Genomic DNA, 21,759 nt, shown 5'->3' with positions numbered 1-21,759 from the left:
TGCACCTCTTCGTCGGCAGGCACGCTTACCGATCTTGTCGGCGCAAAGCTGCCCAAAGTGCCGCACTCGTAGGCATTTTCAATGACGCCTAACACCACGAGCATCGAAGGAGTTCACCGGTCATGGCCGCCCACGTCGCCGAACCGACAGCGACCGTCCGCCCCTGACCGCCGCACTCAACTCCTCGACTCCACCGACCGCCGCTCCCGCCTCACCCTGCGCGTCTACAAGGTCGGCGCGCGGGGTGAGGTGACCGAGGACCCGGCAAGCTCGAGACCCTGGCCGGCGGACGCGCCGAACCGGCGCCGCGCACATCGGCATACCCGCCGTGCGCCTACCCGAGATGCAACGCACCGCGATAGCGAAACGGAACTCGCACCTCACGATGGCCGGGCACGGCGTCCCGACACATCCGAGTCGTCATCCGTTCGGGCAAGATCAGGACACAGGTCACACCTCCGCTCACCCCATGCGCCCGGAATTGTCACCAATCGCAGGGAAGTTCGCGCTGGCGAAACCGAGAACCTCCCCGATAGCGTCGGGTCTCTTGAATGGACTTTTTTCTCACGGGGAGTTCACTGTGAAGCGCCGCACCTTGCCCGCCGCTGCCGCGCTGGCGGCAACCGCAGCACTGCTGTTGACCGCCTGCGGCAGTGGGGACGACAAAGCCAGCGACAACGACAAGATCGCCGGCGCCGACCAGGGAACGAAGACGCCGACGGCTTCGGCATCCGCTTCGGGAGCCCCAGCAGAGGACAAGCCGGACGGCGTGGATCTGTCCCTGCCCAAGGACATGAACCTGGTCTTCGACTGGGCCAAGCCGAAGGACAAGAACGAGGCGGTGGCGATGGAGGATGCCGCGAACTTCATGCGCTCCATCTACCGGGGCGTTGACAAGCGATCGACCAAGGACGCGTCCCTGGCCGCGTACGCCACTGGCGACGGGCTCCACTACGCGACCGTACAGATCAACGAGTGGATCAAGGGTGGCTGGACCGCCACTGGTACGCGCCGCCACTACGACGCCACCACCCGTTCCGCCACCAACGGCACCTCGGTGGAGGTCGATTTCTGCTCGGACGCGAGCAAGTTCTACGGCAAAGAGGTCAAGACCGGGAAGATCCTGAAGACCAAGCCCAGCCTCAAGGACTACGGCTACTACAAGATCATCATGGTCAAGGTCGCCACGGGTGAGAGCCTCTGGCAGGCGTCCAAGGTGTATGTCGAGACGGGAGCGAAGCAGTGCCAGTGAACGGATCACTGCGTACGCCCCTCGGTAGCTGCGCCACTGTCCTTGTCCTGGCGGTCAGCGCTCTCATGCTGGCAGCGCCCAACTCCACCGCAGAGCCGGTGGACTATGGCAAGGGCGGCGACTCGGACGAGAAGGGCGGCGCCGACGACACCAGCATCTACGCCGCCGCAAAAATCCAGTACTCCGGCGCCGTAACCAAGACCGGCGGCACCGGAAACGTGACGTCCGCCGACGTCAACTGGACGCCGCCGCCCTGCTGGTACGCCCCCTATCTCGGTGCCAAGGACTTCAAAAAGAAGATGTCCGGGCAGATCGAGAGCGCCAAGAACACGCCCGGCATGGGCGGCACCGCGGGCGCGGCGATCGGCGAGATGCAGCGCCACTACGAGGACGACTACGGCTGGACCGACACCCCCGGCTACAAGGACTACAACGTCGACAAGGACGGCGAGGGGATGTTCTGGGCCGCCGTCGAGAATCCCGACGAACCCGACGTACTCAAGCGGAGCTCGTGCAACGACCTCCCCTTCTGGGTCGACAACGGCGACACCCCGCCGGCCCGGTACGAAGAGGCGATCAAACCGGAGATCCTCGCCGCCCTCGCGTACCAGCGCATGCAACTGCCCGACACCAAGGTGACCCTCGCGCCCGAGGCCACCACCAAGGTGAACCTGCCGACCTGGGCCTGGCTCGACAAGGCCGTCTTCGACGAGGTCCAGGCCACCGCGGCCATCAACGTCCCCGGCTTCGGCATCCAGGCCACGACCACCGCGAAGCCCGTCTCCCTCACACTCGAACCCGGCACCACGGACGCCGAGACCTTCCCCGCCTCCGGCCAGTGCGCCATCAACGCCGACAACTCCATCGGCCGGCCCTACGCCACGGGAGACGCGGACAAAACACCGCCCTGCGGAATCAGGTACCTGCACTCCTCCGGTGACGGCGTCTTCAAGCTCCGGGCGACGATCACCTGGAAGATCTCCTGGACGGGCACCGGCGGCGCCGGCGGAGACCTGCCCGACGGCACCTTCGGGACCACGCAAAACGTCACCGTGCAGGAAATCCAAGCGGTCAATCGCTGATCAGGTGTAGGCGGCCCGCAGAGCGACGGCGTCGTTCAGGGTTCCCCACGAAGACTCACCGACGGCGACGCGGAGCACTCCGCCTGAGCGTCACGACACCGTCAGCGTCCTGGCGATGCTGTCCGCGGCGTCCTCCATCTCCTCGTCGATGCCCGGCGTCGTCCAGGAGACAAGAAGTACGAGGGCGTTGTCGGTCACCTCGGGGAGGATGCCGTAGGTAACTGTCTGCAGCAGCACTCCGGGACCGCTGCGAGGCATGCCGTCCGCGGCGAAGTTCTGGCGGAGGCGCACGGCGGGGCCGATCGGCACGTCGGGGTGCGAGATGTGCGGAGGGCCGAAGTCATGTGCGCTGAAGGTCTCCGCCAGCCAGTCGAGGGAGAACCGCGGGACCGTGTCGTCGGGCCGGATGACCTCGACTTCCAAAAGGGCCAGAGCGGTGTCGAACCCGTCGGGGTAGAAAGCGAAGCCGTACAGCGGAGCACGGCTGCGGCTGTCCTCGGCCCAGCGCCGCAGGTCTTTGCGCAGGGCGCTGCCGTCCAGCTCGTGGCCCGCCGCGCCGCTCCGCTCGCACAGCTGCGTCGCGGTGCTCTTCGCCCACCTCTTGACGTCGTCCGACGGATCGAGCGGGAGCGGCACCCAGTCCGTCGGACAGACGATGCCGCAGGTCTGGATGTCACTCATGGGTGGCGTCACCGTCCAGCCAGGTGAGCGAACCGGCCACCGCGTCGAAGAGCTCGACCATGGCCTCGGCGATCTGCACGAGCGGGGTGGAGAAGGTCAGGAGGAGGTGCATGTCGCTGCCGGGGACGATCAGTTGGTAGTCCACCGTGACCGAGGGCAGCGCATAGTTCTCCTCTGCCGTCGGCGGCGCCGCGGGGGCCGCCTCAGGATCTCGGCGGAGGCGGAGGGCCCTACCGGCCGCGAGCTCGACGAGCGAGGCGGTACGCCCGTCGCCACCGAGACCTGCGGCCAGTTCACCCAGGGAGGACGGAGCTCTGCCCGACTTCGGCCACGGCAGCAGCGTGATCAACAGTGAGGCGGGAATCGTCAGCGCACCCGCGCGCTGCAGGCTGAGATAGAGCTCGACACCACCAGCGTCGTAGGCGTCCGTTGCGCGTTCCAGCATTTCCTCACGCAGTAGCTGACGCAGGTGCGGCACGTCGTCCGTTCCGTTGAACTGCCGCTTCACCAGCGCGTCGACGGACCGCTCACGGCGCTCGGGTTCGAGTGCGACGCGAAACCAGCCGTCCGGCAGCATGAGCCGGTAGTCGGAAGGAGGCGTGGGCGTGGTGGTCATGCTGTCTCCGGCTCGGCGGGGCGATCGAGCCGGAAGCGGCTCGTCAGACGGTGCGCTACGACCGGTACGAGTTCCGCGAGGATGGTGAGGGCCGCCAGCACGCCGGCCACCCGCCCCAGGGGCTGGTCAGAGCCGAGGCCCAGCAGCGGGATCACGCTGAAGAGCGATACCACGATCGCCTCGCCGCCTCCGAGCACCACCGAGTGCCAACTCGTCTCCTGGCGCGCCTCCTTGGCGTCAACCGGGGCCATCCGTCGGGCGTCGGCCGCCATGGTGTGGTTCTGCCACCACCGGTCCGCCTCCCGACTGTTACGCGCTTTCTCATCGGAGACGGGCAGTCCCGACGCGTCAATCAACCGGGACCAGTTCTCGGCCCCTTTCGGCCCGGCGAACCACCATCGCCACGGCAGGACGGCTCGTACCGCGTTCTGCCGGTCCCGGAACTCCACGCCGAGCACGGCACCGGACGACGGCTCGACGAGTCGGACCAGGCGGGTCACGCCATGGCTCTCCGCCAGTGGGAGCCACCGCTCCGCCCCCACGGTGTTGGTGAGTACCACGTCTCCCGGGAGTACGCGTACGGCCGCCGTGTCGAGGAACCGGCGAGTGGCACCGGCACCGACTTTAGGCGCGGGGACGACCAGTTCAGCCTCGGCGAGCAGAGCATCGCCGTGCGTGCGCGACCTTTGGAGCGCTCTCAGGACCAGGTCGGCCCCGGGCACCAGGAGCAGCCCGACCGTCGCGACCAGTACGGTCCAGCGGCTGCCCTGTCCCAGCATGGGGACGACGAGGAAGAACACGAACCACACCAGCATGCCGAGGCCCCGGACCCAGCTGTGCCAGACCGGGAGATCCGCATATCGCGCGGTCTCCGGACGTCTTCCGCGTTCCCGGTCGGTCTCGGATTGTCCCGCCGGCGCAGCGCCGTCCTCCTCCATGGGCAGGCCCAGCTCCGCCACCAGCGCCCGCAGGCCCGTGCGTTCCAGGCACTCCTTCGGGCTGAGGTGGAGGAGGCCGATGAGTCCGGCTTCGGGAAGCCATTCCGCGAGAGGGACGCGCAGAACGGCGTGGCCCGCTGCCGTCAGGAAGTCGACCACTCCCCACCTGTCGGCGGAAGGGACTTTCGTGCCGGTGTCGGGCGGAGGGACGAACCATGCGCGAACGATGCCGCCTTCTCCGACCGGAAAGCGGCGCTCGTGCTGCGCGCGATCCCGCAAGATCAGCTCGGTCCCTTGGCGGTACAGCCGTGCGTGACGCACGACGTCCGCTGCGTAGGAGGGTCTCATCCGCGGCCGCAGGGCGGGCTCTCGCGATTCGGTTCCGGAGACGGATCGACTAGCCATCACTCGTTGTCCAAGCGTCCTTGATACCGGTGGCTGCCCACAGTCCGTCGTCCAGCGCGTCGGTTCCGAGGAGATCCCCGACGGGCTTGGTCAGGTCTCCCTTGTCCGCCGCGTCGATGAAGGATGCCACAGCCGTCGTGCCCTGCCAGATGTGGGTCTGCGCCTTGAAGGTGTCCATGGCGGCCTTCACCTCGTCGACCCCGCGGATCTCCGGGACGATCTCATCGATCTCCCGGCTCAGCGTGTCCAGGCCGCTGTCGCCAACTTTGATGGAGACGTCCGCCCAAGTGCTGCGGTTGAACAGGCTCCGCATGTTGGTCCCGTTGAATTCCGTGACCCCCTTGAAGCCCTCCTTGGCTTCCTGGTAGATCGCCTTGGGGCTGAAGGCCTCCTTGACACGCGCCATGCCGGGGAACCAGCCCTTGGGGGCACCGGCCAGGGCCTGCGCCCCCACCTTTCCGCGCAGTGCCCCGCCGCTCAGCCGGTTGGCGAGCTTCCACGCCTGAGTCTCGGCCCTCTTGAAGGCGGCGCTGCCGGCCTTCGCCGTGACCCCCTCCATGGCTTGGCGGAAGGCCGCGGAACGAGCCGCCACCTTGGCGCCCTGCATCGATCCCTTGGCACCTGCGATGGCGCCTCGGCCGATGCCCATCGTGGCCAGGCCGACGACGTCCAGTGCGACGTCGAACCAGCTGCCCTCGCCTGCGAGTGCCAGCATGAGGTGCCCGATCAGCGACAGCAGCGTGGCCGCCAGGGCTATCGACCCGAGCAGGCCCGCCAGAGCCTGGCCGATGATGGGAATCCACCCCACGAACAGCGCCAGGGTTCCGCAGATGGTGGCGACCCAACCGAGCACGTCGAGCCACCAGTTCAGTGTCCCGGCATGGTCGTGCACCCACCCCTTGAACTTGTCCCAGCCGCTGTCCTTGAGGCCGTCGTGGTCGATGGCGTGCCGGATCGCGTCGCGGGCTCGCTTGGCCGCCGCATCGCGGACGTCCTTCGCCGCCTCCAGGTCCTTCTTGGCCCGCTCCAGCGCCGAACTCGCCGCCTCCTGGCGGTTCTTCAACTTCGTTCGGCTCGGATCGTCGTCGGGGGTGTCCTTGGGGAGCTTGTCGATGGCACCGCCGCTCGCCCGATGCTCGTCGTCGGCGGTCCGGGCGTCCCGAAGTGCCTTGTCGGCCGTCTGCTGCGCCCGGTGCAGCTCCGAGGCGTACTCGGTGGAGGATGAACCGTCCAGAACCCGCTCGCCCAGTGCGTCAGCCGCCGTGTCGTACCGCGTGAAGGCCTTACGCAGTTTCCCCTCGGCCTCTTCCGCCTGCTGCCGGAATTCCTCCGCCGCCTTGCTCTTCCACGCCTCGACCGAAGACAGGGCTTTGATCTCAGCGGCTTGCTTCTTGATGGATTCGGCGGTCTTCCGCAGTTCTCGGCCAAGTCTGGCGACTTCGTCCGGATCGCCCGGTACCGGATCGGCCGGTTCCCCGATCACCGACCACTCGTCGGCCCGGGGGCGAGTCACTTGGCCCCTCCCTCGGGTCCGGCCGGCTTGGCATCCGTGCCGCGCAGGGCGTCGGCGAGTTGGTGGTCGACGTCCTCGTAGCCCTTCGCCGCGGCGGTGAGGATCTTCGAGAGCTTCTCCAGTTCGTCCAGCAGACGCCCCCGGTGGACCCGCCAGTTGTCGCCGAAGTCGTCGAAGACGTCGACGAGACCCTTTTCGCCGAAGACGGGCACCCCCAGCCCCTTGGCCGGGTTCGCGTTTCCGGCGAACTCCTTGTGGATCCTGGAAAGCGAGCGAGCACTCTCCTTGATGCGTGAGAGATCAGCAGTTTGATCCGACACAACTTCCCCCGTCGAGAAAACTCGTGAAACGTCCGCACAAACCCAGTCGGTGCGATGGCCGACCGCTCCACCGCACCGACGTGACCTGACCCGTTCCTCTGCCGAGGTGGCTGTCAGCCCTTGGCCTGCTTAGCCAGCTGGTCGTCCAGCTGCTCGTACGCTTCCTTGGCCTTCTTCAGGAAGTCCGAGAGCCCGTGCAGGCCCTGGATCGTCTTCGTCGCGCCCTTCGTGAAGTCCTTCATGGAGTCGTCGTACGCTCCCGAGGCCTTCTGGGTGGTGAAGCCCTCCTCCACCAGTGCCGAGACACGCTTCTCGATGTTCTTGATCTTGTCCTCGAGCTCGTGCATGTCCTTGATCAGGTCGCCGGCGACCTTCTCCATCTCGGCATAAGTAAGGTCCGTGTCTTTGCCCTTGCCCATGTCGGCATCCCTCCCGTTGTGTTGTGGCCGCCCCAGGGCTCGCCCCCGTGGCTTGCTCCGATGGATCGGCCGGTCCTGACCCGGCCGTCCCATGAGCAAAGATCCTACGGGTGGGAGGCGCGTGGCCGCAGGGGCCTCGTGCGAGGGAATCGTGAACCGGCGCAATCCCGTTGCGCCCGGGAAAGCCCGTCCGGCTAAGGTCACACCGAATGCACCGGGCCTGCGAGGAGGACGAACGTGCGCCTGAGTCTGACCGTCGTCGACCCGGTCGGCGGTGCCACCGCCGACGTCGTGCTCGACGCGGATCCCGAGTCGACGGTCGGTGACGTGGCCCGGGAGCTGGCCCGGCAGGTCGGTCTGGGCTACCCGGACGTCGGCGAGGTCGCCCAGGTCATACCCATCGGGGCGCCGAGGGGGACCTCGGTCGTCCAGGCGGCCGGTCCGCTCGCCTACGTCGACGGCTACGCCCTCGACCCCGCCGCCACCGTCGTCGGCTCGCCGCTGCGCGACGGCGTGGTCGTCAGCCTGCACGACCCCGCCGGGTGTCTGCTCGGCGAGCCCACCGGCATCGTCGAGTTCCGGGTCGCGGGCGGTCCCGCCGCCGGCGCCGTGCACCGGCTCGGTGTCGGGCGGTACGACATCGGTACCGGCCCCGCCTGCCACATCCGCGTCGAGGACCCGGAGCTGCCCGACCGCGCCGCCACCCTCACCATCGCCATCGACGGCACCTGCAAGGTACGGACGCACGGCGACGGCGCCCGGCTGGACGGGGAGGAGTTCGAGGGCGACGGCGACTGGCCGCTCGGCTCCCAGCTCGCCCTCGGCAACACCCTGCTGGAGATCACCGGGTACGCGCCGCCCAACGCCGCCCTCAAGTGGTCCGACGACGGTGCCGGGCTCGACTACAACCGGCCCCCGCGACTGCGCCCCGCCGAGCACCAGACGCACTTCTCGCTCCCGAACCCGCCCGGCGACTACGAGGCCCGTCCGCTGCCCTGGCTGATGGCGGTGCTGCCGCTCGTCGGCGCGGTGGTCTCGGTGTTCATGTTCCACCGCTGGTACTACCTGATCATGGCCGTGATGAGCCCGATCATGCTCTTCGGCAACTACTTCATGGACAAGAAGCACGGGCGCAAGTCCCATGCCAAACAGCTGAAGGAGTACAAGGAGCACAAGGGCCGGATCGAGGAGGACGCACAGGACGCCCTGAAGACCGAACGCAGCGACCGGCGGGCCGCCGTGCCCGACCCCGCCGCCGTGCTGACGTACGGCACCGGGCCGCGCACCCGGCTCTGGGAGCGGCGCCGCACCGACGCCGACCATCTGCTGATCCGCTTCGGCACCGGGCGCGTCCCCTCCGAGGTCGAGCTCGACGACCCCGAGCAGGACGAGCACAAGCGCAAGGTCCGCTGGTACATCGAGGACGCCCCGGTCGCCCTGTCGCTGCGCGACCTCGGGGTCATCGGCGTCGCCGGGCCCGGTGACGCGGCGCACGCGCTGGGGCGTTGGGCGGTCACCCAGACCGCCGTCCTGCACAGCCCGATGGACGTGCAGTTCTACGTCCTCACCGACAACGACGCCGGCACCCGCTGGGACTGGGTGCGCTGGCTGCCGCACTCCCGTCCCGGCGGCGGCCAGGACGTGAACGTCCTCATCGGCACCGACTCCGAGACCGTCGCCGCCCGCGTCGGCGAGCTCACCCAGCTCCTCGACGGCCGGCAGAAGGCCCTCCAGCAGGGCGGGCGCAGCAAGACCGACGGGCCCGCCTTCTCCGATCCGGACATCGTGATCGTGTGGGACGGGTCACGGCGCCTGCGGTCCATGCCGGGTGTGGTGCGGCTGCTGAAGGAAGGGCCGGGGGTGGCCCTGCGCTCCATCTGTCTCGACGAGGAGGAGCGGTTCCTGCCGGGCGAGTGCCAGGGCGTCGTCGTCGCCGAGCCGGTGGCGGCCAAGAACGCGCCCGCGACGGCCGTGGCGCAGCAGGCCGCCGGCGGCTTCCCGTCCTTCCAGGCCTGGCACCCGCAGGCCCAGCAGGGCCGGCAGGGTGCCGAACAGACCCCGCAGGACCTGGAGTTGCGGCTGCGGGTCGAGCAGAGCGGGGCGCTGCGCAAACGCGACGTACGGCCCGACTTCGTCTCCCCCGCCTGGTGCGCCCGGCTGGCCCGCTCCCTGTCGCCGCTGCGTGACATCAGCGGGGAGTCCGAGGACTCGGCGCTGCCCGCCGCCAGCCGGCTGCTCGACGTGCTCCAGCTGGAGCCGCCCAGCCGGGACGCGATCGCCGCGCGGTGGCGGATGGGCGGGCAGTCGACGATGGCGGTCATCGGGGAGTCGTACGACGGCCCGTTCGGCATCGACCTGCGGCGCGACGGGCCGCACGGGCTCATCGCCGGTACCACCGGTTCCGGCAAGTCCGAGCTGCTGCAGACCATCGTGGCCGCGCTGGCGGTGGCGAACACGCCGGAGAACATGACCTTCGTGCTCGTCGACTACAAGGGCGGCTCGGCGTTCAAGGACTGCGTCAAACTCCCGCACACCGTCGGCATGGTGACCGACCTCGACGCCCACCTCGTGGAGCGCGCGCTGGAGTCGCTGGGCGCCGAGCTGAAGCGCCGCGAGCACATCCTCGCCGCCGCCGACGCCAAGGACATCGAGGACTACCAGGACCTGGTGCGAAGGGACCCGTCCCGGCCGCCGGTCCCCCGGCTCCTCATCGTCATCGACGAGTTCGCGTCCATGGTGCGGGACCTTCCCGACTTCGTCGCGGGGCTGGTGAACATCGCCCAGCGTGGCCGGTCCCTCGGGATCCATCTGCTGCTGGCCACCCAGCGGCCGTCCGGTGTGGTGTCCCCCGAGATCCGCGCCAACACCAACCTGCGGATCGCGCTGCGCGTGACCGACGCCGGTGAGTCGACGGACGTCATCGACGCGCCCGACGCCGGGCACATCGCGAAGAGCACGCCGGGACGGGCGTACGTCCGGCTCGGGCACGCCTCGCTGATCCCCTTCCAGTCGGGCCGGGTCGGCGGCCGGCGCCCCGGGGCGGCCGACCCCGCGACCCTCGCGCCCTGGGCCGGGGCGCTGTCCTGGCAGGACCTCGGACGGGCGGCGCTGCGCAAGCCCAAGTCCGAGACGAAGGAGGACGACGAGATCACGGACCTGAAGGTGCTGGTGGACGCCGTGCGCGAGGCCAACACCGCGCTCGCGATCCCGGCCCAGCACTCGCCGTGGCTGCCCGCCCTCGACGACATGCTGCTGCTCGACGACGTACCGGCCGTACCGGCGCAGGGCGCGCTGCCCGCCGCCCCCTACGGTGTCGAGGACCTCCCCGCCGACCAGGCCCGCCGGGCGGTCGCCGTCGACTTCGCGGGCTTCGGGCATCTGATCATCGCCGGTGCCCCGCGCACCGGACGCTCGCAGGTGCTGCGCACCATCGCGGGGTCGCTGGCCCGCACCAACTCCTGTGCGGACGTGCACCTGTACGGCATCGACTGCGGCAACGGCGCGCTCAACGCGCTGACCCGGCTGCCGCACTGCGGTGCGGTCGTCGGCCGTAACCAGACCGAGCGCGTCGAGCGGCTGATGGCCCGGCTCTCCGGTGAGCTGAGCCGCCGTCAGGAACTGCTGGCCGACAGGGGGTTCGCGGACATCGGTGAGCAGCGGGCCGCCGTGCCGGAGGCGGAGCGGCTGCCGCACATCGTGCTGCTCCTGGACCGCTGGGAGGGCTGGCTGCCGACCCTCGGCGAGCTGAACCACGGTGATCTCACCGACCAGATCATGGTGATGATGCGAGAGGGCGCGAGCGTCGGCATCCATCTCGTCCTCACCGGTGACCGGCAGATCCTGGCCGGCCGGATCTCCTCCCTCACCGAGGACAAGTACGGTCTGCGGCTCGCCGACCGCGCCGACTTCTCGATGCTGGACATCAACTCCCGCAAGGTTCCCGAGGAGATCCCGCCCGGCCGCGCCTTCCGCAGCGAGACGGCCGCCGAGACGCAGTTCGCGCTGCTGTCCGCGGACACCACCGGGCAGGGGCAGGCCGCCGCGATCGTCGCGATCGGCGAGGCGGCGGCGGCCCGGGACGCCCAGGTGCCCCGCTCCCGGCGCCCGTTCCGGGTGGACGTGCTGCCCAGCCGGATCTCCTTCGAGGACGCCTGGGCGATGCGGGACCCGGCGGTGGCGGCCGCACCGCTGTGGGCCCTGGTGGGTGTCGGCGGCGACGAACTCACGGCCTTCGGACCGGACCTGGCGCAGGGCGTGCCCGCGTTCGTGATCGGCGGTCCCGCCAAGTCCGGGCGTTCCACGACCCTGTTGGGCTTCGCCCGCTCCTACCTGGCCAACGGCGTACGGCTCGTCGTGGCGGCGCCGCGGATGTCCCCGTTGCGTGAACTCGAAGGCCAGGAAGGCGTGTTGAAGGTCTTCACCGGGCGGGACATCGACGAGGACGAGCTGACGGAGGTCATCGCGTCGGCGTCTCCGGCCGAGCCGATCGTGGTCCTGGTCGACGACGCCGAGGTGCTGGACGACTGCGACGCCGAGGACGTCTTCAAGAGGATCGTCGAGAGCGGCGCCGAGGAGGGGCTCGCCGTGGTCATCGCCGGTGACGAGGACGAGATCTGCGACGGCTTCTCCGGCTGGCAGGTCGACGCCAAGAAGGCCCGCCGGGGCATCCTGCTCTCCCCGCAGGAGTCCGGCTCCGGGGAGCTGATCGGCATCCGGACGACCCGCGCGATGGTCGGCGGCCCGATCCAGCCCGGCCGGGGCATGCTGCACCTGGGCAGCGGGGAGCACGTCACGGTGACCACCCCGCAGTAGCCGTAAGGCGGTTGGGCGGGGGGCTCAGTCCCCCGCCCTTGACATGACCGCCGTCGGGTTTCCCTCCGCCGAGCTGTTCGACGTGTAGATCAGCTTGCCGTCTTTCGGGGTCAGGTACACCGTGGTGGGGTCCGGGTCGCAGCCGTCGTGGTTGCCCTCGACGCCCTTCGAGGTCGCGACGAGCTTCTCGGCGGTCACCGACTTCAGGGTGAGGACGTCCGTACAGACCCCGCCCAGCTGGTCGGTCTGGCGCAGTCGGCCCAGCTCCCGGCCGGCCTTGGCCTGCTGGACGGTGACCCGGAAGGTGCCGATGGGCAGATTGCCGTCCAGGGCGGTGGCCGAGCCCTCCCAGGTGCCCAGGTAGGCGGCCGGGACGGGCCCGTTGCCCGACGAGGACGAAGAAGGGGACGAAGAAGAGGACGACGCCGAGGGTGACTTGGCGGTGGCGCCGCTGTCGTTGTGCGGGCCGCCGCCGTCGCCGCCGAGGTACGGCTTCAGCAGGAAGCCCGCCCCGACGGTCACCACCGCCAGCGCCCCGGCCACCGCGAGCGCGACCGTACAGCTCACCCGGCGCCCGCGGCCGCCCTCCCCCGCCGGTACGGCGGTCGCGGCGACGCTCACCGAGACCTTCCCCGGGGATACGGCCGACGGCACGGCGTCACGCGGCTCGGGTACGACCGCGGGCGGCACCGTCGGCGGCGGCCCGAACGCCCCCGCCACGGGAACGCCTGCGGCAACGCCCGCAGAACCCCCCGTGGCGGCCCCCGCGGACGCACCCGTGGGATCGCCCGTGGTACCGCCTCCGGACGCGTCCACCGAAGGCGTGCTGAAGTCCACCGGACCGGACGCCGGTACCGCCACGCCCGGCCCCGTCACCTCCAGGTTCAGCACCTCCACGGCGCTCCGGCTGACCCGCTCCACCAGCGCCCCCGGCAGCCACCCGCCCGTCACCAGCCGCGCGGCGCCCTCCGGAGCCAGCCGCCGGGCCACCTCGCCGGGGCCCGGCCGCGCGCCGGCCTCCTTCACCAGGCAGGCCTCGGTGACCTCCCGCAGTTCGCCGCTCAGCGCGCCGAGTTCGGGCTCCTCGTGGACGACCTTGTAGAGCAGGGCGGCCGAGGAGTCGCCGGGGAAGGGCGGCCGGCCGTTCGCCGCGTAGGCCAGCACCGCGCCGAGCGAGAAGACGTCCGCGGCGCCGGTGACGCCCTTGCCGAGGATCTGCTCGGGGGACATGTATCCCGGGGAGCCGATCGAGACGCCCGACGACGTCAGCGAGGCGGTGCCGTCCGTGGCCCGCGCGATGCCGAAGTCGATGAGCAGCGGGCCGTCGAGGGTCAGCAGCACGTTGGAGGGCTTCACGTCCCGGTGCACCAGGCCCAGTTCGTGCACGGCGGCCAGCGCCTCCGCGAGGCCGGCGCCCAGCGCCCGTACCGAATGCGCGGGCAGCGGGCCGCCGTCCACGACGGCGGCCGCCAGGGACGGGCCCGCCGCGTAGGCCGTGGCGACCCAGGGCACCGGCGCGTCCGGGTCGGCGTCCAGGACGGGTGCCGTCCAGGCGCCGCCGACCCGCCGGGCGGCCGCCACCTCGCGGCGGAAGCGGGCCCGGAACTCCTCGTCCAGGGCGAAGTGGGGGTGCACGATCTTCACGGCGACGGTCCGGCCGCCGGCCGAACGGCCCAGATAGACGCGGCCCATGCCGCCGGAGCCGAGCCGGCCGAGCAGCCGGTACGGCCCGACGACCGTAGGTTCGTCACCCGCCAGCGGCTGCATGCCCCCACCCCCCAGTAAGTCCGGGCAGCAGCCTATTGCCTGTCAGGCCTCCAGCAGATCGACCTTCACATCCGCCGCGAACCCGGTCGTCGGGCCGACCCGGCGGGCGAACTCCTCGACGGCGGCCAGCTGCGGTGCGCCGAAGCTGAAGTCGAGGGTGGTGAAGTACTGGGCCAGGGTCGCCTCGTCGAAGGCCTCCCAGCGGGCGGCCTGTTCGGCGACCTTGGCGACCTCCTCCAGGGAGAGGTTGCGGGAGTCGAGGAAGGCGCCGTGCACCTCGCGGGTGATGTGCGGCTCGCGCTCCAGGTAGTCCCGGCGGGCCGCCCACACCGCGAAGACGAACGGCAGGCCCGTCCACTCCTTCCACAGCGTGCCGAGGTCGTGGACCTGGAGGCCGTAGCGCGGACCGTCCAGCAGGTTGGCGCGCAGGGCGGCGTCGCCGATGAGCACCGCCGCCTCCGCGTCCTGCATCATCAGGCTGAGATCGGGCGGGCAGGTGTAGTAGTCGGGCTGGACGCCGTAGCGGTCGGCGAGCAGCAGCTGGGCCAGGCGGACCGAGGTGCGCGAGGTCGAGCCGAGGGCGACCCGGCGGCCGTCCAGCTGGTCCAGCGGGACCTGCGAGACGATCACGCAGGACATCACCGGGCCGTCGCAGCCTACGGCGATGTCCGGGAAGGCGACCAGGTCGCCGGCGTTGCGCAGGAACTCGACGAGGGTGATGGGCCCGATGTCGAGGTCGCCGCGCACCAGCTGCTCGCTGAGCTTCTCAGGGGTGTCCTTGGTCAGCTCGAAGTCGAGAAGGGTGCCGGTTCTCGCGAGCCCCCAGTAGAGGGGCAGGCAGTTCAGGAACTGGATGTGGCCGACGCGCGGCCGGGTGCGAGAATTGTCCACATCGCGAGACTAGACCCCATGAGGTACGGTGCTGAGACCGCCCCCGCCGTCGGCACCGAAGCCACCCCGGGCGTCAACCCACTTGCGAGGCCGTTCAAACGTCCGGGTGACGTGATCTTGGCCTCTGTTGCTTTCGGCTGCCCACATGCTAGGCTCGCCGCAAGTTGCAGTTTGGTTTCCCTTGCAGTACAGAGCCTGCGGAGCATGTAACCGCAGGCTCTCGTCGTTTTCAGACGTATGCAGTTGTGCGGCACTTAGTTTGTTTTCACACTTGCAGGTTCTGGAGCAGGGCGACCCTTTGGGCCCAAGGAGGGCTTATGGCTACCGGAACCGTTAAGTGGTTCAACGCCGAAAAGGGCTTTGGCTTCATTGCCCAAGAGGGCGGCGGCCCGGACGTCTTCGTTCACTACTCCGCGATCAACGCGAGCGGCTTCCGCTCGCTCGAGGAGAACCAGCAGGTGAGCTTCGACGTCACGCAGGGTCCGAAGGGCCCTCAGGCGGAGAACGTCACCCCCGTCTGATCTCACTGATCCAGACACCCACAAGTCTGATCTCAGACTGAGTGCAGTACCCAAGGAGCCCCGCGCCTTCCGGCGACGGGGCTCCTGCCTTTTCCCGCCGGCCCGAATGCGCCGCGTCACGCGCACGAATGCGGCGCCGGACACCGCCGCCTCCGCAGGAATGCGGAACATCCCCGCGACACGTCGGAAATCCCCCCGGGTTCAATTCGACGCCCGCCCCGCGTGACCCCGCGTCCACCTGCCCACCGCAAACGACGCAATGCCCGTCCCGGGCCCATGCGCCGCGCCGGGCACACCGGGTGGCGAACGGCCGGACGGAGAGCCGGACGACGGCGATGCCGACCCCCTCCGACGCGCCCGGGCCCCCTCCCCCGCCCCGCATCACCCGAACGCCCGACACCGGCGGCTCCGCCGGCCCGGCCGGTGGCCTCGCGCCGCGGCGAGCCGGGCCGTTGTCAGTGGCGGCCGTTAGTGTCCGCGGGCATGACCGCCGACTTCCTCGCCGCCACCCGTACCTTCTACGACACGGTCGCCGAAGACTACGCCGACCACTTCCGCGCGGACCTCACCGACCGGCCGCTGGAGCGGGCCCTGTTGGCCGCGTTCGCCGAGCTGGTCGGCGAGGGCGGGGAGGTGGCCGACCTGGGCTGTGGGCCGGGCCGGGTCACCGCCCGGCTGGCCGGCCTCGGGCTGTCGGTCTTCGGGCTCGACCTGTCGGAGTCGATGCTGGCCATCGCCCGTCGGGAGAACCCCGGCCTCCGCTTCGTACCGGGGTCGATGCTGGAGCTGGCGCTGGCGGACGGGGCGCTGGACGGGGTGGTGTGCTGGTACTCATCCATCCACACGCCCGCCGACCGGCTGCCGGCGCTGTTCGGGGAGTTCCGGAGGGTGCTGCGGCCGGGGGGCCGGCTGCTGCTCGCCTTCCAGGCGGGGGACGTGCCACGCCGGCACGAGGATCCGTGGGGGCATCCGGTGGCGCTGGACTTCGAGCGGCGCCGGCCGGAGGAGATGGCGCGCCTGCTGACCGAGGCGGGCTTCACGCTCCACTCCAGCACGGTACGGGAGGCCGACACCGCCCTCGGTGAAACGACCCCGCAGGCGTTCCTGTTCGCGCAGACCGGTAAAAAATGAGAAGACTTCCCATTCTGTTACGGTTGCCGCGTGGGGCTGAGGGAGAAGAAGGCGCAGAAGGTCCGGGCCGCGATCTACGACGCCATGATCGCGCTCGCCGAGCGGGACGGGTACGAGGCGGCCACCCTGGAGCAGGTCGCCGAGCGGGCCGAGGTGGCGGTCTCCACGGTCTACCGGTACTTCGCCAACAAGGACGCGATCCTGCTCGACCCGCTCGAACGCACCGTCGGCGTGCTCGCCGGGCTCCTCCGGGCCCGGCCCGAGGGCGAGGCCGTCGCCGTCTCGCTGGGACGGGTCGTGCATGCCGCCCTCGACCTGGATCCTGACGAACTGGCCCGGATCCGACGGCTGCGGGCGCAGCTGGACCGCGCGCCCGGGCCGCGGGCGCGGCTGTGGGACCTGGTGTACCGGGAGCGGCTGCTGCTGGAGGACGCGATCGCGGAGCGCAGCGGCCGGGACCAGCTGTGGAACGCGGCCGCCGCCCACCTCACGCTCACGATCGTCGGCCTGGCGCACGACCATGCGCGCGACAGCCTCGACGAGACGGCGCCCGCCGACTACGCGGACCGGATCATCACCATGCTGCACGAGGGCACCGCGGCACCGATCCCGGTGCTCGCGGGGCGGGCGGGGTAACGCCTCCGGGGCGAGCGCCCGGGTCGTGCTGCGGGCGCCGCACGGGGAGAAGCTGACCGGCGGCGGCCCCAAGGCCGAGGTCCGCGCGCTGCTGAAGGACCTGCGGGACTCCTCCCCGCGCGTCGCCTCGGTCACCGACCCCTTCACCGCCAAGACCGTCAGCGCCGACCGCACCACCGGCTACGCCCAGGTCACCTACAAGGCCAAGTCCGCCGACCTCACCGACGCGGACCACCGGCACCTCGACGACGCCCTCGACGCGGCCCGTGCCCAGGGGCTGACCGTCGAGGCGTCCGGCGACGCGCTGGCGGCCGCCGAGTCCAGCAGTTCCGCCGAGGCGATCGGCTTCGTGCTGGCCGCGGTGATCCTGGTCATGACCTTCGGCTCGCTGGCCGCGGCCGGGATGCCGCTGCTGACGGCCCTGATCGGCGTCGGTATCACGATCAGCGCCCTGACCGCGCTGACCAGCGCCCTCGACCTCAACAGCAGCACCTCGGGGCTGGCGACCATGCTCGGCATCGCGGTGGGCATCGACTACGCGCTGTTCATCGTCTCCCGCTACCGCTCCGAACGGGCCGCCGGACACGACGCCCGGGAGGCGGCCGCCCGTGCGAACGGCACGGCCGGCTCCGCCGTGGTCTTCGCCGGGCTGACCGTCGTCATCGCCCTGGTCGGCCTGGCCGTGGTGAATCTTCCGGTCCTCACGGCCATGGGCCTGGCCGCCGCCGGTGCGGTCGTCGTCGCCGTCCTGATCGCCGTCACCCTGGTCCCGGCGCTGCTCGCGCTCGCTCCCGAACGCGTTCTCGGCCGCGCCGCCCGCAGGCCGCGGACGGTCACGAAGAAGCCCCTCGGCGAACGCTGGGCGGTCTTCGTCCTGCGTCGCCCCTGGAAGGTGCTGCTCGTCGCGGTCGCCGGCCTGATCCTGGTCGCCCTGCCCGCCACCAGGCTCCAGCTGGGCCTGCCCGACGACGGTTCCAAGCCCCCCGCCACCACCGAGCGCAAGGCCTACGACATGCTCGCCGAGTCGTTCGGCCCCGGCTTCAACGGCCCGCTCACGGTCGTCGTCAGCGACTCCGACCCGGCGAGGGCGAAGAAGGCCGTCGGTGAACTCACCGCCACCATGGGCGGGGCGAAGGACGTGGTCGCGGTCGCCCCGGCCGTCTACAACCCGGCCGGCGACACGGCGATCATCACCGTCGTACCGAAGAGCTCCCCCTCCAGCGAGGCGACCAAGGACCTCGTCCACGCCCTCCGCGACCGGACCGCGGACACCCGTGCCGCCACCGGTGCCGAAGCCCTGGTGACCGGCACGACCGCCCTGAACATCGACATCGCCGCGAAGTTCGCCAGCGCGATCATCCCCTACATGCTGCTCGTCGTCGGCCTGGCCTTCCTGGTCCTCATCCTCGTCTTCCGCTCCCTCCTGGTACCGCTCAAGGCGGCCCTCGGCTTCCTGCTGTCCGTCCTCGCCGCCTTCGGCGCGATGGTCGCCGTCTTCCAGTGGGGCTGGTTCAAGGACCTGTTCGGGCTGCAGACCACCGGCCCGATCATGAGCCTCGTCCCCATCCTCACGGTCGGCATCGTCTTCGGCCTCGCCATGGACTACCAGGTCTTCCTGGTCACCCGGATCCGCGAGGCCTACGTCCACGGGGCCGGTCCGCGCGAGGCGATAGTCGAGGGCTTCCGGCACAGCGCCAAGGTCGTCACCGCGGCCGCGCTGATCATGACGTTCGTCTTCGGCGGCTTCATCAGCGGCGACGAGGCACTGATCAAGTCGCTGGGTCTGGGCCTGGCCGCGGCGGTCGTCTTCGACGCGTTCGTGGTCCGCATGACGATCGTCCCGGCGGTCCTCGCCCTCCTCGGCGACCGCGCCTGGTCCCTACCCCGCTGGATAGACCGCCGCCTGCCGCACGTCGACATCGAGGGCGAGCACCTGACCGGCGCCGCCCCCGCGGACCGTGAACCGGCGCCCAGGGAAGCCGGGTTCACCAGCGTCAACTGAGACCGGCCGCTGCGCCCGCACCCCGGCTGCGGGCGCAGCGCCACGAATCCGCCCCGGGGGAGACGCCCATGCGCAAAGGTCCCGCCCTCCTGACCCTCGCGGTCGTCATCGCCCTGCTGGCCCTGTCCCGGCACGCCGGAAAGCGGACCGCCGAGCTTCCGGACCTGCGCGGGATGCCCCTGCGCGCGGCCCAACTGGCGGCCCGGGACGCAGGGTTCCGCCAGCTCGCCGGTACGGACGCCCTCGGCCGGCACCGCGTCCCCGTGCTGGGCGGCAACTGGACGGTCTGTTCACAGCAGCCCCCGCCGGGCCGCCACAGCCTCACCACGCCGGTCACCGTGCGCGTCGTGAAGACCGGCGAGGCGTGCCCGAGCCCTGTGACACACGGATAGCGGGCGGGCGGGATCCTCACCTGGCCGACCGCTCGCACGAGAGCCGCCGCATCGTGACGGCTTCGCGGGGGTGGGCACGCCCGGCCGGGGTGCCGGCAGGCGGCGTACTGGCGTGGCGGAAGGCGCCGTTCGTCGTGGTGATCGCCGGAGCGGCGGCGACGACGGCGCTGCTGCGGGCGGCGGGGGTCGGCTGGGCGGCGGGACTGACCAACCGACCACTGGAACAGGCCCTGTTGGCCACCTGCGCCGAACTGGTCGGCGCGGGCGGGAAAGTGGCCGACCTCGGCTACGGCCCCGGCCGGGGCACCGGCCGCCTGGCCGCGCTGGGCCCGTCCGTCGTCGGTCCGTCGTCGGCCTCGACCTGTCCGAGTCGATGCTCGCCATCGCGTCGCCGGGAGAACCGACCTTGGGCGGTCTTGTAACCGTGTGGGCGGGAGGTGAGAACGAAGTCGTTGCGCTCGTAGCGCTCGATCTGTCTCTCCGCCCACGTGGAGACGTGACGGCGGTCTTCCTCGCGGGCGACTTCGTCCAGCCCGTCGAGCAGGACCAGGCAACGGCCGTCCTTCAGTTGCTGCTCGAACCAGCCCGCGGGTTCCGATGGCTCCAGGCCGGCCACGGAGGCCGCGATGATCTGCGGGAGCGTGAGAGCGGGGTCGGCAGTGACGGCCGCGGCGTGGTCACGCAGGTAGAGCAGCACCGGAAGGTCGCGAAGCGGGCGTCGCCCGCGACCGCGTGACGGACTGGCCAGGCGCAGCGCCAGATGCTTGAGCAGGGTCGTCTTGCCGGTACCGGGGGCGCCGATGACGGCCAGACATGAACCCTCCTGCTGGTCGAGGAACTCGTCGATCGACTGCCGTACGGGTACCGCTGCGGATGCCGTCACCGGACCGGCCAGGGACTCCCGCTCCGCCGTGTGCACCGGACCGGGCGCCAGCCTGACGTCGACGAAGACCTCCTCCAGGCCCGGGGTGTAGTCGCCGCGGGTGGCCAGCCCCTTCAGGTCGACGAACCGGTGCGTACTGCGGACGTGCCTGCGATACGCCTGCTCGAACCGGGACGTCCGCCGCTGCACCCAGCGGTCGACGACGTCGGCCACGCGTGTCACCCAGCGCCCCTGCAGCTCGCCGAACACCTTGCCCGCGAAGCCCGCCAGGACGACCAGCAGTTCATAACCGGCCAGGAGGCCCGCAGCGAGCACGGGATGCCGCGCGACCGCGGAGTGGTACGCCACCCCCAGAGCACCGGGAGGAGCCATGGTGAGCGTGACCAGGCCGATGCGAGCCAGAACCGTCGATCCCGCGCCTGCCATGCCCGTGCCGCCCCCTCCTGGCAAGCCTGAACTGCCGGTCACCGCTGCCATGTTGATACTGCCCAGCTGCTCCCGCCACCATGGGTTCGGCGAAGAGGCCACGCGGCGGCCGGTACGGCAGGCGATAACGCTCTTGGCGGCATTCCGGATCGCCCCGGAGGTCACTCGTCGGACAGCCGCTCGCGCAACAGCGCCCGCATGCTGATCGGTTCGCGGCCGATCAGTTCCGCGAGGGTCGGGTCGGCGGTGGCGAACTCGCCTTCGCGGGCGGCCGTGAAGATGGTCAGCAGGTGGTCTGCCAGTGCGTCGGGCGTGCCGTCGTCCACCAGCCGCGCCCGGAACTCGTCGTCGGGGATCGTGGTCCTGGTGACGCCGGCCAGGTCGGCCAGGTCGGCGAACGTGAGTGCCTCGGCGGCCGTGAGCGGAGGTGTCGGGCCCTCGAAGCGGTCCTCGCCGGCCAGGATCACGGCGGCCGCCTCCGCCAGGTCGGCGTGGGCCGTCCAGCAGACCGGGCCGTCGGCGGGCAGGGCGATCTCCCCGGATGCCAGGCCCGGGGCGAGGAAATGGAGCCCGCTGGCCGCGTGGAAGCCGTTACGGAGTGAGGTCCAGGGGACGCCCGAGGCGGCGAGGGCCTGCTCCGTGGCCGCGTGGTCACGGCAGGCCTGGAAGCGGGAGGTGGGGCCGGCGCCCATCTGGGCGGTGTAGACGATGCGGCGGGCGCCGGACGCGACGGCCGCGTCGATGGCGGTGCGGTGCTGCCGCACGGTCTCCTCGCCCATCCGGTCGACGGAGACGATCAGGATCCTGGACGCGCCCTCGAAGGCGTGCGCCAGGCCGGCCGGGTCGGCGAAGCTGCCCCGCCGCACCCGCACGCCCCGGTCCGCGAGGGACTGCGCCTTCTTCGGGTCGCGGACGCTGACGCCGACCCTCTCGGCCGGTACGCGGTCCAGCAGCCGCTCCACGATCTGGCTTCCGAGCTGTCCGGTGGCTCCGGTCACGATGATCACGATGTCCTCCAGGGAGAGGCGACAAGAAGATGAGTATCGATGGAAACACATTGAGCGTAACACTG

Annotated in this window: 18 protein-coding genes and 1 pseudogene; 9 read left to right on the top strand and 10 right to left on the bottom strand. The window is 70.7% G+C overall.

The window, feature by feature from the left end; genetic code table 11:
- The first annotated feature begins 580 nt into the window (after window positions 1-580).
- Together ACGFZQ_RS47065 and ACGFZQ_RS47060 are read left to right on the top strand one after the other, a co-directional pair.
- Window positions 581-1,252 carry a hypothetical protein gene (locus tag ACGFZQ_RS47065; protein ID WP_393845682.1) on the top strand — a complete coding sequence of 224 codons (672 nt, stop codon included), beginning with the start codon at window positions 581-583 and terminating at the stop codon, window positions 1,250-1,252.
- Window positions 1,249-2,334 carry a hypothetical protein gene (locus tag ACGFZQ_RS47060; RefSeq protein ID WP_393845681.1) on the top strand — a complete coding sequence of 362 codons (1,086 nt, stop codon included), beginning with the start codon at window positions 1,249-1,251 and terminating at the stop codon, window positions 2,332-2,334. Before ACGFZQ_RS47065 ends, ACGFZQ_RS47060 begins: the two co-directional genes overlap by 4 nt.
- Before the next feature lie 90 nt (window positions 2,335-2,424).
- Here the strand turns inward: ACGFZQ_RS47060 and ACGFZQ_RS47055 are convergent, their stop codons facing one another.
- From ACGFZQ_RS47055 to ACGFZQ_RS47030, 6 genes are all read right to left on the bottom strand, one after another.
- Complete coding sequence (locus tag ACGFZQ_RS47055) at window positions 2,425-3,015, bottom strand: hypothetical protein (RefSeq protein ID WP_393845680.1); 591 nt, start codon at window positions 3,013-3,015, stop codon at window positions 2,425-2,427.
- Window positions 3,008-3,631: a hypothetical protein gene (locus tag ACGFZQ_RS47050; RefSeq protein ID WP_393845679.1), complete on the bottom strand. Its 624-nt coding sequence runs from the start codon at window positions 3,629-3,631 to the stop codon at window positions 3,008-3,010. Before ACGFZQ_RS47050 ends, ACGFZQ_RS47055 begins: the two co-directional genes overlap by 8 nt.
- A complete protein-coding gene (locus ACGFZQ_RS47045) occupies window positions 3,628-4,728 on the bottom strand; it encodes a hypothetical protein (RefSeq protein WP_393845678.1) in 1,101 nt (366 codons plus the stop codon). Before ACGFZQ_RS47045 ends, ACGFZQ_RS47050 begins: the two co-directional genes overlap by 4 nt.
- A 238-nt stretch (window positions 4,729-4,966) precedes the next feature.
- Window positions 4,967-6,487: a putative T7SS-secreted protein gene (locus ACGFZQ_RS47040; RefSeq protein ID WP_393845677.1), complete on the bottom strand. Its 1,521-nt coding sequence runs from the start codon at window positions 6,485-6,487 to the stop codon at window positions 4,967-4,969.
- A complete protein-coding gene (locus ACGFZQ_RS47035) occupies window positions 6,484-6,807 on the bottom strand; it encodes a hypothetical protein (RefSeq protein WP_393845676.1) in 324 nt (107 codons plus the stop codon). The genes ACGFZQ_RS47040 and ACGFZQ_RS47035 overlap by 4 nt, the downstream gene beginning before the upstream one ends.
- Before the next feature lie 113 nt (window positions 6,808-6,920).
- Window positions 6,921-7,226, bottom strand: coding sequence for a WXG100 family type VII secretion target (locus ACGFZQ_RS47030; RefSeq protein ID WP_351317920.1), 306 nt, complete (start codon window positions 7,224-7,226; stop codon window positions 6,921-6,923).
- 237 nt (window positions 7,227-7,463) lie between these two features.
- Here ACGFZQ_RS47030 and ACGFZQ_RS47025 point away from each other — a divergent pair, with 237 nt between their 5' ends.
- On the top strand, window positions 7,464-12,038 hold the full coding sequence (locus tag ACGFZQ_RS47025; protein ID WP_393845675.1) for an FtsK/SpoIIIE domain-containing protein: 4,575 nt from the start codon (window positions 7,464-7,466) through the stop codon (window positions 12,036-12,038).
- 24 nt (window positions 12,039-12,062) lie between these two features.
- Here ACGFZQ_RS47025 and ACGFZQ_RS47020 read toward each other — a convergent pair whose 3' ends face one another.
- Together ACGFZQ_RS47020 and ACGFZQ_RS47015 are read right to left on the bottom strand one after the other, a co-directional pair.
- Window positions 12,063-13,805, bottom strand: a complete 1,743-nt coding sequence (locus ACGFZQ_RS47020) for a serine/threonine-protein kinase (RefSeq protein ID WP_393845674.1) — start codon at window positions 13,803-13,805, stop codon at window positions 12,063-12,065.
- Between the two features lie 42 nt (window positions 13,806-13,847).
- Window positions 13,848-14,696 (bottom strand): menaquinone biosynthetic enzyme MqnA/MqnD family protein, encoded by an 849-nt coding sequence (locus tag ACGFZQ_RS47015; RefSeq protein ID WP_393845673.1) that lies wholly within the window; start codon window positions 14,694-14,696, stop codon window positions 13,848-13,850.
- Between the two features lie 317 nt (window positions 14,697-15,013).
- On the opposite strand from ACGFZQ_RS47015, the gene ACGFZQ_RS47010 reads away from it, so the two are divergent.
- The 6 genes and pseudogenes from ACGFZQ_RS47010 to ACGFZQ_RS46985 all read left to right on the top strand — a co-directional run.
- Window positions 15,014-15,217 carry a cold-shock protein gene (locus ACGFZQ_RS47010; RefSeq protein ID WP_003992177.1) on the top strand — a complete coding sequence of 68 codons (204 nt, stop codon included), beginning with the start codon at window positions 15,014-15,016 and terminating at the stop codon, window positions 15,215-15,217.
- Window positions 15,218-15,700: 483 nt separating this feature from the next.
- The gene (locus ACGFZQ_RS47005; RefSeq protein WP_393845672.1) at window positions 15,701-16,348 is read left to right on the top strand and encodes a class I SAM-dependent DNA methyltransferase; all 648 of its coding nucleotides are present in this window, start codon (window positions 15,701-15,703) and stop codon (window positions 16,346-16,348) included.
- Between the two features lie 30 nt (window positions 16,349-16,378).
- Window positions 16,379-16,984: a TetR/AcrR family transcriptional regulator gene (locus ACGFZQ_RS47000; protein WP_393845671.1), complete on the top strand. Its 606-nt coding sequence runs from the start codon at window positions 16,379-16,381 to the stop codon at window positions 16,982-16,984.
- On the top strand, window positions 16,869-18,986 hold the full coding sequence (locus ACGFZQ_RS46995) for an MMPL family transporter (protein ID WP_393845670.1): 2,118 nt from the start codon (window positions 16,869-16,871) through the stop codon (window positions 18,984-18,986). Before ACGFZQ_RS47000 ends, ACGFZQ_RS46995 begins: the two co-directional genes overlap by 116 nt.
- Window positions 18,987-19,054: 68 nt before the next feature.
- Entirely contained in the window at window positions 19,055-19,378 is a 324-nt protein-coding gene (locus tag ACGFZQ_RS46990; protein WP_393845669.1) for a hypothetical protein, read from the top strand.
- A gap of 68 nt (window positions 19,379-19,446) precedes the next feature.
- Window positions 19,447-19,566, top strand: a pseudogene (locus tag ACGFZQ_RS46985) (AzlD domain-containing protein); the annotation flags it as partial.
- Window positions 19,567-19,664: 98 nt separating this feature from the next.
- Here ACGFZQ_RS46985 and ACGFZQ_RS46980 read toward each other — a convergent pair.
- Both ACGFZQ_RS46980 and ACGFZQ_RS46975 read right to left on the bottom strand, forming a co-directional pair.
- Window positions 19,665-20,687 (bottom strand): NACHT domain-containing protein, encoded by a 1,023-nt coding sequence (locus ACGFZQ_RS46980; protein WP_393845668.1) that lies wholly within the window; start codon window positions 20,685-20,687, stop codon window positions 19,665-19,667.
- 161 nt (window positions 20,688-20,848) lie between these two features.
- Complete coding sequence (locus ACGFZQ_RS46975; protein ID WP_393845667.1) at window positions 20,849-21,694, bottom strand: NAD(P)H-binding protein; 846 nt, start codon at window positions 21,692-21,694, stop codon at window positions 20,849-20,851.
- Window positions 21,695-21,759 lie beyond the last annotated feature (65 nt).

The organism is Streptomyces sp. NPDC048254 (assembly GCF_043201895.1).
Taxonomy (GTDB): Bacteria; Actinomycetota; Actinomycetes; order Streptomycetales; family Streptomycetaceae; genus Streptomyces.
Note: the sequence above shows the minus strand (reverse complement) of the source record. Positions and strands in the feature narration are given on the sequence as shown.